The sequence below is a fragment of the Parafannyhessea sp. genome (genome assembly GCF_051876455.1).
Taxonomy (GTDB): domain Bacteria; phylum Actinomycetota; class Coriobacteriia; order Coriobacteriales; family Atopobiaceae; genus Parafannyhessea.
The window spans coordinates 10708-18420 of the sequence record NZ_JBJEHW010000070.1 but is presented as its reverse complement, the minus strand read 5'-3'; the positions used below and the strand labels follow the sequence as shown (position 1 = coordinate 18420).

Annotated in this window: 9 protein-coding genes; 4 read left to right on the top strand and 5 right to left on the bottom strand. The window is 64.9% G+C overall.

The genetic code is table 11. The annotated features are described in order from the left end of the window. Window positions 1–46: 46 nt before the first annotated feature. Window positions 47–826, top strand: a complete 780-nt coding sequence (locus tag ACI38Z_RS03375; RefSeq protein ID WP_439788776.1) for a SpoVA/SpoVAEb family sporulation membrane protein — start codon at window positions 47–49, stop codon at window positions 824–826. A gap of 32 nt (window positions 827–858) precedes the next feature. Here the strand turns inward: ACI38Z_RS03375 and ACI38Z_RS03370 are convergent, their stop codons facing one another. Then, window positions 859–1428, bottom strand: a complete 570-nt coding sequence (locus ACI38Z_RS03370) for a metallophosphoesterase family protein (protein ID WP_439788775.1) — start codon at window positions 1426–1428, stop codon at window positions 859–861. A 167-nt stretch (window positions 1429–1595) separates the two neighbouring features. On the opposite strand from ACI38Z_RS03370, the gene ACI38Z_RS03365 reads away from it, so the two are divergent. After that, window positions 1596–3668 carry a DUF2075 domain-containing protein gene (locus ACI38Z_RS03365; protein ID WP_439788774.1) on the top strand — a complete coding sequence of 691 codons (2073 nt, stop codon included), beginning with the start codon at window positions 1596–1598 and terminating at the stop codon, window positions 3666–3668. 56 nt (window positions 3669–3724) lie between these two features. On the opposite strand, the gene ACI38Z_RS03360 is transcribed toward ACI38Z_RS03365, so the two are convergent. Together ACI38Z_RS03360 and ACI38Z_RS03355 are read right to left on the bottom strand one after the other, a co-directional pair. Further along, on the bottom strand, window positions 3725–4837 hold the full coding sequence (locus ACI38Z_RS03360; RefSeq protein ID WP_439788773.1) for an AAA family ATPase: 1113 nt from the start codon (window positions 4835–4837) through the stop codon (window positions 3725–3727). A 221-nt stretch (window positions 4838–5058) separates the two neighbouring features. Next, on the bottom strand, window positions 5059–5346 hold the full coding sequence (locus tag ACI38Z_RS03355; RefSeq protein ID WP_439788772.1) for a DUF1294 domain-containing protein: 288 nt from the start codon (window positions 5344–5346) through the stop codon (window positions 5059–5061). 69 nt (window positions 5347–5415) lie between these two features. On the opposite strand from ACI38Z_RS03355, the gene ACI38Z_RS03350 reads away from it, so the two are divergent. Beyond that, a complete protein-coding gene (locus ACI38Z_RS03350) occupies window positions 5416–5796 on the top strand; it encodes a hypothetical protein (protein WP_439788771.1) in 381 nt (126 codons plus the stop codon). A gap of 152 nt (window positions 5797–5948) precedes the next feature. Here ACI38Z_RS03350 and ACI38Z_RS03345 read toward each other — a convergent pair whose 3' ends face one another. Then, the gene (locus ACI38Z_RS03345; RefSeq protein ID WP_439788770.1) at window positions 5949–6719 is read right to left on the bottom strand and encodes an MBL fold metallo-hydrolase; all 771 of its coding nucleotides are present in this window, start codon (window positions 6717–6719) and stop codon (window positions 5949–5951) included. After that, window positions 6716–7108, bottom strand: coding sequence for a flavodoxin domain-containing protein (locus ACI38Z_RS03340; RefSeq protein WP_439788769.1), 393 nt, complete (start codon window positions 7106–7108; stop codon window positions 6716–6718). Before ACI38Z_RS03340 ends, ACI38Z_RS03345 begins: the two co-directional genes overlap by 4 nt. Before the next feature lie 167 nt (window positions 7109–7275). Between ACI38Z_RS03340 and ACI38Z_RS03335 the strand changes: the two genes are divergently transcribed. After that, window positions 7276–7713: a hypothetical protein gene (locus ACI38Z_RS03335; RefSeq protein ID WP_439788768.1), complete on the top strand. Its 438-nt coding sequence runs from the start codon at window positions 7276–7278 to the stop codon at window positions 7711–7713.

The window sequence follows — 7713 nt, the reverse complement described above, 5'->3', positions numbered from 1 at the left end:
GGGACGCTTGGCAATCGGCGCCAGGCGGCCATTCGCGGGGGTGAGCATGGCAGAAGAGACGCAGTCCAAGGCGAGTCTTTACGGACTCTGCTTTCTTGTCGGGGGAATCTACGGCGTGATCGGGCAGGTCCTCGGCACGATGCTCGAGCCCGTGGTGGGCGCCCAGTTTGCGGCTCCCTGCACGCTGCTCTGCCTGGGTGTGCTGGCCGTCCTGCTGTACGTGCCTGGCGTCCACCAGCGGATCGCTGCGGTCAGCGGCTTTGGCTCAATCCTGCCGTTCAACGGCTTCGCGTGCGGCATTGCGGATGCCTTCAAGTCGGGCTACGCCAACGGCGGAGGCGTGGCGGGCGGCATGCGCAGCGTTGGGAGGCTCTTCTTCCACGTGATCATCCTCAGCTCCGTGGTAAACATGCTCGCGGGCGCGCTTGCAGCCAATGTCGCGCTTCCCAAGGTCACCGTGCCGCCGGCCATCCCCATGCCGGTGGCAATCGTGGTGGGCTTCGTGGTGGCGGGACTCGTCTGTATCGCGTTCCAGGCCGTGACGGACGCGGGACACTTCCAGGTCCCCAACGTGCTGCTGGTGGGGCAGTCGCTCGGCGGCGTACTCGCCCTCTTTGGGATAACTGACGTGCTCGCCACGCTCGGCGGCTACTCGTTCAAGATCCTGGTCATGGGCGCAGGCCAGGCCGTCATGGCAACCACGACGCTCGCGTGCCAGGGGAGCGCCCTCATGCTTCTCGTTACCTGGGGAACCTTCATCGCGCTGGCGGCCTTCGGCATCGTGGCGGCGCTTCTCAACCTCAAGCTTGGGGGAGAAGGGCGATAGGCCTTGCTGGCGGCTGTCTGCCAGCCTGCCGTCTACAGATCGTACCTGTCCACGTACACGTCCTTGCTGTCGAGCCGCAGGATCATGAACGTGCAGCGACCGGACCCCGGCTTGGGCATGAGCGTGCCGGAGTTGAGCACGAGCGCGTCCGCGGGGCCTCCCGCGTCCTCCTGCCAGCGGTGCGAGTGCCCATAGATCACGATGTCCGCGTCGAGCGCCGCCGCGCGCTGGCGCAGGCGAACCAGGCGCGGTGCGCGATACGTGTGCCCGTGCGTTACCATGATGCGGTGAGAAACCCCGTCACCTCGGGCAGGCGCGGCCTCGTGGTATGCAAGCTCGTGCACCGCAGCGACGCCATCCGCCGTCACGTCGATCGCGAGCTCGTCTGCGGGGTTAGCGGGCGCCAGCGCGGCATCGTTGTTCCCGTGCACCAGGTAGATGGGCTCGGGCAGGTTGAGCTCCTCCAGCGCCGCAGCAGGCATCTGCAAGTCTCCCGCGATCACGATGGCGTCAATCGCGCCCTCCGCCCGCGCCGCCATGACGGCGTCCTGAAAGTGCCCGATGCGCGCGTGGATGTCCGAGCAGACCATCAGATTGACCATGTTGCCCCCTGGCTTGCGGTTGTCTGCCACCAGTGTAGCCACAAGTCGCGTACGGATGCTGTCCGCTGTCGACCACGGCCCATGCGGCCGATCTTCTCGCCCGCAAGGTGGTCGGCGGAAGTATGCTGTTGCCTGTTCGTATGGGGAAACCGATTGCGGGGTAGCGGATGAAGTTGGCGTCACCGGTCATAGTTGACGTGCCCTTTCACGAGGAGGACCGCCTCATTGGTGAGGCGATTGACGACGTCGATTCCCAAATTGATGACCGCGAGCTTACGCCCGACGGTCGCGAGCTGCTCAAGACCTATCCTACGGTCTACATCATCAGGGGCAAGCGACACCGCAAGGCTAAGTCCGATTTCGAGTTTGATGAGTACTTGCTGTACGTGGGCGAGACCAACTCCATCGTGCGGCGGACCAAGGAGCACTACTCGGACGAGAAGACCTATCGCTCCAAGGCTGCGCGTGACGCGTGGAAGCGGCTCAACGGGGCCGGCTCGAGGATGCTGGTCATCGGGCAGGACCACTTCAACAAGTCGCTCACGCTCGACCTTGAGAATACCTTTTTGAGCTACCTGCTTGCGTCGGACGCCAGGCGGGTCACGCTGGTCAACGGCCGCGGCAACCCGCAGGACGACTACTACACCAAGGCCGACCTGCCCGCGATCACCTCCGCGGTGTGGCGACGCCTCAACCGCTACGAGCCGCAGCTCTTTCCCGCTGAGTCCGTCATCAGGGACTCGGCCATCTTCAAGGCATCGCCGTTCCACGCCTTGGGGCCCGAGCAGCTGGTCGCGGAGGACAAGATAATCGCAAGGCTGAGGCAGACGCTGGGGAACGCGGGCGCCACGGGTGCCTCGGGTGTGGTTGCGGCGACAGACCAAAAGGCGCTGGTGGAGAAGGGCGAGCTCATCATTGTGGAGGGGCTGGCCGGGACCGGAAAGACCGTTCTCCTGAGCCACCTGTTCCTGCGCATTGCCAACGAGCTTGGCGACGACGAGCACCCGCCACGCGCCAACCTGCTCATCAACCACGACGAGCAACTGACCGTATACAACCAGATCATGCTGCGCCTCGGCCTTCAGAACAAGACCGGCCAGGTGGTCATGAAGCCGGTCGCATTCATAAACGATCATAGCGAGTCTGGTCATGGCAGGGGTCTTGACCGGCAAGAGTTTCCCACGGACCCCGTTGACGTTGCGCTGATAGACGAGGCGCACCTGCTGCTCAACCAGGGCAACCAGGGGTACCGCGGCTCGCGCAACATGCTGGTGGACGTCATGCGCCGCGCCCGCGTGGTCATCGCGGTGTACGACCTGGAGCAGGTGCTTCGCAAGTCCCAGGAGCTGGCCCCAGACATGCAAAAGGCGCTGTTTCCGGAGCATCGCTACGAGGACGGCTCGGCCGAGTGCGCACGCAGGGGCGCGCGGCTGTGCGACTTCGACTTTAATGTCACGAACCTGCTGCTGCGCCAGCAGTTCAGGATTGACGCCTGCGATGAGGTGGTCCAGTGGATCGACGACTTCGCCAACGGCCGCGGCATCGGGCACATCCCCAGGGACCCCGCGCGCGAGGGGCACGACCCCTACGAGATTCGGGTCTTCCGGTCACCCTTCGAGCTGCGCTCAGCCATCCAGGAGAAGGCGCTCACCTTTAGTGACAAGGGCGAGCTCGTGGATGACGAGAGGCATGGGCTCTCGCGTGTGCTGGCTACGTATGACTGGCCGTACTCCAGCAAGTCGCGTCCCGAGTCCGGCGCGTGGGAGGTCCAGATCTACCAGGAGCACAACGAGTGGTTCGCCTTTGCCGATGGCGACGACTCGCTTCCGCGGGACGTGCGGGACGAGGTGGCCGCCGGCGACACGCGCGACTTCTTCCGCATGCCTTGGAACTACGAGACGGACCCCGCAGACGAGCGGGAGGCCACGGGCGAGAAGGGCAAGGCCTGGGCGGAGAAGCCCCACACGCTGAACGAGTGCGGCTCCATCTACACCATCCAGGGCTTCGACCTCAACTTTGCCGGCGTGATCATCGGGCCCTCGGTCTGCTGGCGCGACGGTCACGTGGAGTTCGACCCCTCCAGGAGCAAGAACCGGCAGGCCATCAACGGCAGCGACGCACCCGAGGAGAACCTGCGGCACGAGCTGAACGTCCTTCTCAAGCGCGGCGTGCACGGGCTCTATCTGTTTGCGGTCGACCACGACTTGGAGGAGCACCTGCTCAGGATGCAGGGTGCCTAGCGGTGTTTTCGTGCCGTCAAGGTGGGGTCACCGGTCGGCAACGCACGTTCTTCTCCCTAGAATCCGTCCTCGAGCTTTTCCGCAATGAAGGTGCGCCACCCTGGCAGTTCGAAGCCGACCTTGCCACGACCTCGCTCGCCTATGACGCCTTCCTCGAGCAGGCGCCTTCTGTACTGGGCGGCATAGCCCGTGCTCTTTCCCATGCGGCGCGCGATTTCAGAGGTTGAGCTTGGTCCCTCGTCGGGAAGCATCGCCTCCACGAACGCGAGGTCTCCGTCCGAGAGCTCCATGTAGGTGGTCTCGAGGATGTTCGTGCGCATCTCGTATTGGGCGGCGCCGATGCCACGCCTGGCGGCGGGGAGGTCGATCGTGCCGTTGTCTGCCTGCGTCCACATTCGATAGCCGACGAGCTGCATCATGAACGGGAAGCCGTCTATGGCCTCGACGGCGGTGCCAAGCGCATCGTCGGTGATGGACCGCCCGCCTCCTTCGATTGTCTCTAGCAGGGCCGTACGTATGTCGTCGTCGGCGATTCGCGTGAGGTGATGTCGCGCGGCTCTGCGGAGGAAGGATATCGACCTGTCGTTGAGGATGCGCGATACCTGGTAGGGAAGTCCCGCCATGAGCAGGGACACCCTACGACCCTCGGCAATCAGGTGCTGGTACACCGATGCCACCTGGACCATCTCGTCAAAGTCAGACTGCAACTCGTCGATAGTGATCACGAGCCCGGAACCGTGGGACTCAAGCTCGTCAAGCAGCTTGGTAAGGCGGGTCCTCCAGTTGGGGTCGGCACCCGTTTGATTTGTGTACTCCCATCCGAGGGAGGCGACACCCCCTATCCCAACAGAGTTGAGCCGCACCCGCGTTGGACTCTTGAGCAGGTTGGCGGCGGACCTCTCTGCCTGTTGCAGGATGTCCTCGAGCATACCGGGGACCGAGGACACGCGGGCGGAAACCCAGCCCTTCTCCTCTGCATGATCTGCAAGCAGAGTGAGCAGCGTGGTTTTACCCGTTCCGCGTGCACCCGTGAAGATGGTCGTCAGGTTGGGGTCGCCCGGGCCGTTTGTGAATGCGTCGTCGATGTTCTCTATCACGTAGCGACGCCCTGCCATAAACGGAGGGACCTGTCCGAAGCCTGGCGTAAATGGGTTGTTGCGTGCGACCATGCGACCTCCCGATCCTGTGGACGCGAAGCACCGTCTCCGTACGTGTCATGGTACCCGCTCGCCCTTGATTTCTTTTGCAACTTTTGGCATTTTTGGTAATTTTGGCAAATTTGGCTTTTTGGCAAATTGGCACACAGGTGACCAAGGTCCGGGGACTATCCGTTGCGTGTGGTGGCCTCTGTCAGATGGGCATTGGTGACGGCCTGGCGGCACGACCGCCGCTACCGCTGGAAAAGCCAGACCAGAAGAGCGACCTGCGCCACGAGCATCGCGGGGACGCTCAGGTAGAAGAGCGGCTTCCGCGTCTTGTGGTGCGCGACGCGCATACCAACGAGGCCGCCCAGGGCGCCGCCCGCGGCCGAGCAGCCAAGCAGCACCCTCTCGGGAATGCGCCACGCGCCACAGGTCGCCCTCGCCTTGTCCACGCAGAAGAGCGCGAGGGTGACGGCGTTGATGAAGGCCAGGTAGGCCAGAAGGGCGTCCGTGCCCCATGTGGCGAAAGTACTCATGCGGAAGATTGTACCGCCTGGTTGGCCGGTGACATAATGGTTTGCGTATGGCGTGAGTGAGGGGGAGCGATGGGTTCCGAGCAGAAGGATCCGATGGAGGCTCTGGTCGGGCTGGCGGTCCGCGTGATCGTGGCCGTGCTCGTGTTTGCCGTCGCGTTCGAGATCTGCGAGCAGCTGGGCATGGTGCCGCGCGCGATCGCCTGTGCGGCGGGCGTTGCCGTGATGGCATGGCTGCCGCTGATGGGCATGCGCACGCTGTTTGGCCCAGAAGCGCGCCTGGGCAGGGCCGGCTGGAGTACGTACCTGGTGTTCATCGTCACGCTCGCGATTCCCCTGGTGGCGTTTGGCATGCAGGGGAGCATGAACGGTGGCACTGCGGCGGTCATCGTGCTGGTGCCAGGGGTAGCGTTTCTCGCCTCGCTGGGCAGGGGCGCCGGGTCGGGACGGTGACCGCGCAACCGGATGGCCCAGTGACCCGCGAGATGCCAAAAACTTTTTTGGCATGAAGACCTCAACCCCGCTAGCTGCGCAAATGCAAAATGGCCCCGTTTCCAGAAAAGTTTTTGGAATCGGGGCCGTTTGCGTGGCGGTTGTGGGTGGCGCTAGCCCTCGGTCGACTGCCAGGAGTCGTCCCACACGAGGCGGCTGGCGTAGCGCGCGGCGCGCGGGTCGCGGGCGACGGCGTCTTGGGCCTGCTGCCGGTTGTCCCAGTAGTGCATGGGGAAGACGACGTTCGCGCCCAGCTCCTCCATGTAGGCGACCAGGCCCGCGACCGGGTTGGTCAGGCGCGGGTCCACGGGCACAAAGGCAGCGTCCACGTGGGGGCGCTGCCACGCGGCTGAGGCGCGCCTGAGCTCGCGGCGGAAGAACTCGTCCGAGGCCTCGTTCTTCTCGGCCTCGCGGTCCCACTGCCAGGAGTTGAGGTCGCCCGAGAAGTACAGCGTCCGCTCCTGCGCGCGCACCAGGAAGGCGACGCCCTCGTCGTTGGACTCGAGTGTGCGGACCCGGAGCTCGACGGGGTACTCGGCGGACGCGGGAAGCGCCAGGCTCAGTTCCTGGTCGGGGCGGACGGCGTGAACGTCGAGGCCCGCCGGTGCGTGGGGCGCGACGGACTCGTCCACCACGTAGGTGACCTTTGGGAAGTCTTCCGCAAGACGCCAGATGTGGGCATCGTAGTGGTCGTAGTGCGAGTGCGAGACGAACACGACGAGCGGCAGGTCGCGTGCGAGCGGCGGCAGCGCGCCCGTGTACCAGTCGAAGACAAGGTTGCAGCCAGGAAGCTCCACGGCAAAGCCGCTGTGGTAGACGTGCGTGACGCGCATGGGCGCGGCGCCCGCTGCCGCCTGCGCGGCGTCCGTGCCGGCGGCGCTCACGAGAGGCTCCTCACGAAGTCGGCCGCGGACCGCAGCTGCGCGTCCGAGGGGTGGCCGCGGAAGTAGAGCGTGTTGTCGGCCACGGGGATGCCCTTCTGTACCAGGACGTTCTTGATCAGGTCAATGGCATGCTTGGACAGCCACGAGGTGGAGAAGACCGCGGCCTTTTGCACGAGGGCGGGGTCGAGGGATACCAGGTAGTCCCTGAGGCGTGCGTCGATCCCGTAGGCGTACAGGGCGCCTCCAACAAAGAGGATGTCGACCGGCTCCGTGAGCGCGGCGTCGTCGGCGTCGACAGAGACGGCCTCCGTCCCGGCAGCCTTTGCGATTGCCTCCGCGACGGCCTTGGTGTTTCCCGAGCGCGAGAAGTACCTTACAGCAGACTTCATGCATTCCTCCGTTGGTTGGCGCGTCCCCGCGGGCGGTGCCCGGCGCCGCCCGGCGGGACGCGAGTTTGACAGTTGGCTTATACCCAACGCGCCCGCTCGCGCGGCTCGCCTATAGCTTGCCTATAATGTGTGCGTTACATTGCGCCCGCAGGGAGGTCAAAGGTCACATGCTGCCCGTCATCCTGATAGTGCTTGCCGCCATCGTCACGCTGGTGGTGCTTTCCTCGCAGCTGGTGTGGGGCCTCGTGCTGGGCACGGCCGCCTGCCTGGTGCTCGCGGTGCTGTCCTACGTGGGCTACCGCAAGGTGAGCGACGCCCGGCCCACGGAGCGCGTCTGCTCCGCCTGTGGCAGCACCAACGTGAGGCTGCGCGACCGCGGCGTTGACCCGGAGGCCGCGCACTCCGGCTTCTGGGATATCACGGGCGCCATCGGCAACGTTGACTTTGACCAGCTGATCCAGTGCCGCAAGTGCGGCCACGCGGAGCCCTACATCACGGGCGAGGCGCTCGTGCTCGCGCGCGAGGACTGCCGCAAGCGCCTCATGTTCTGGGGATGCGTCACGGCGGTGTGCGCGCTCTTCTCGCTCTGGATGCTCTTTGTCTGA

What these genes read in the sequence shown, in the direction of transcription:
- ACI38Z_RS03365 (WP_439788774.1), top strand. Translation starts at nt 1,596, where the DNA reads ATGAAGTTGGCGTCACCGGTCATAGTTGACGTGCCCTTTCACGAGGAG.
- ACI38Z_RS03370 (WP_439788775.1), bottom strand. Translation starts at nt 1,428, where the DNA reads ATGGTCAATCTGATGGTCTGCTCGGACATCCACGCGCGCATCGGGCAC.
- ACI38Z_RS03335 (WP_439788768.1), top strand. Translation starts at nt 7,276, where the DNA reads ATGCTGCCCGTCATCCTGATAGTGCTTGCCGCCATCGTCACGCTGGTG.
- ACI38Z_RS03355 (WP_439788772.1), bottom strand. Translation starts at nt 5,346, where the DNA reads ATGAGTACTTTCGCCACATGGGGCACGGACGCCCTTCTGGCCTACCTG.
- ACI38Z_RS03340 (WP_439788769.1), bottom strand. Translation starts at nt 7,108, where the DNA reads ATGAAGTCTGCTGTAAGGTACTTCTCGCGCTCGGGAAACACCAAGGCC.
- ACI38Z_RS03375 (WP_439788776.1), top strand. Translation starts at nt 47, where the DNA reads ATGGCAGAAGAGACGCAGTCCAAGGCGAGTCTTTACGGACTCTGCTTT.
- ACI38Z_RS03350 (WP_439788771.1), top strand. Translation starts at nt 5,416, where the DNA reads ATGGGTTCCGAGCAGAAGGATCCGATGGAGGCTCTGGTCGGGCTGGCG.
- ACI38Z_RS03360 (WP_439788773.1), bottom strand. Translation starts at nt 4,837, where the DNA reads ATGGTCGCACGCAACAACCCATTTACGCCAGGCTTCGGACAGGTCCCT.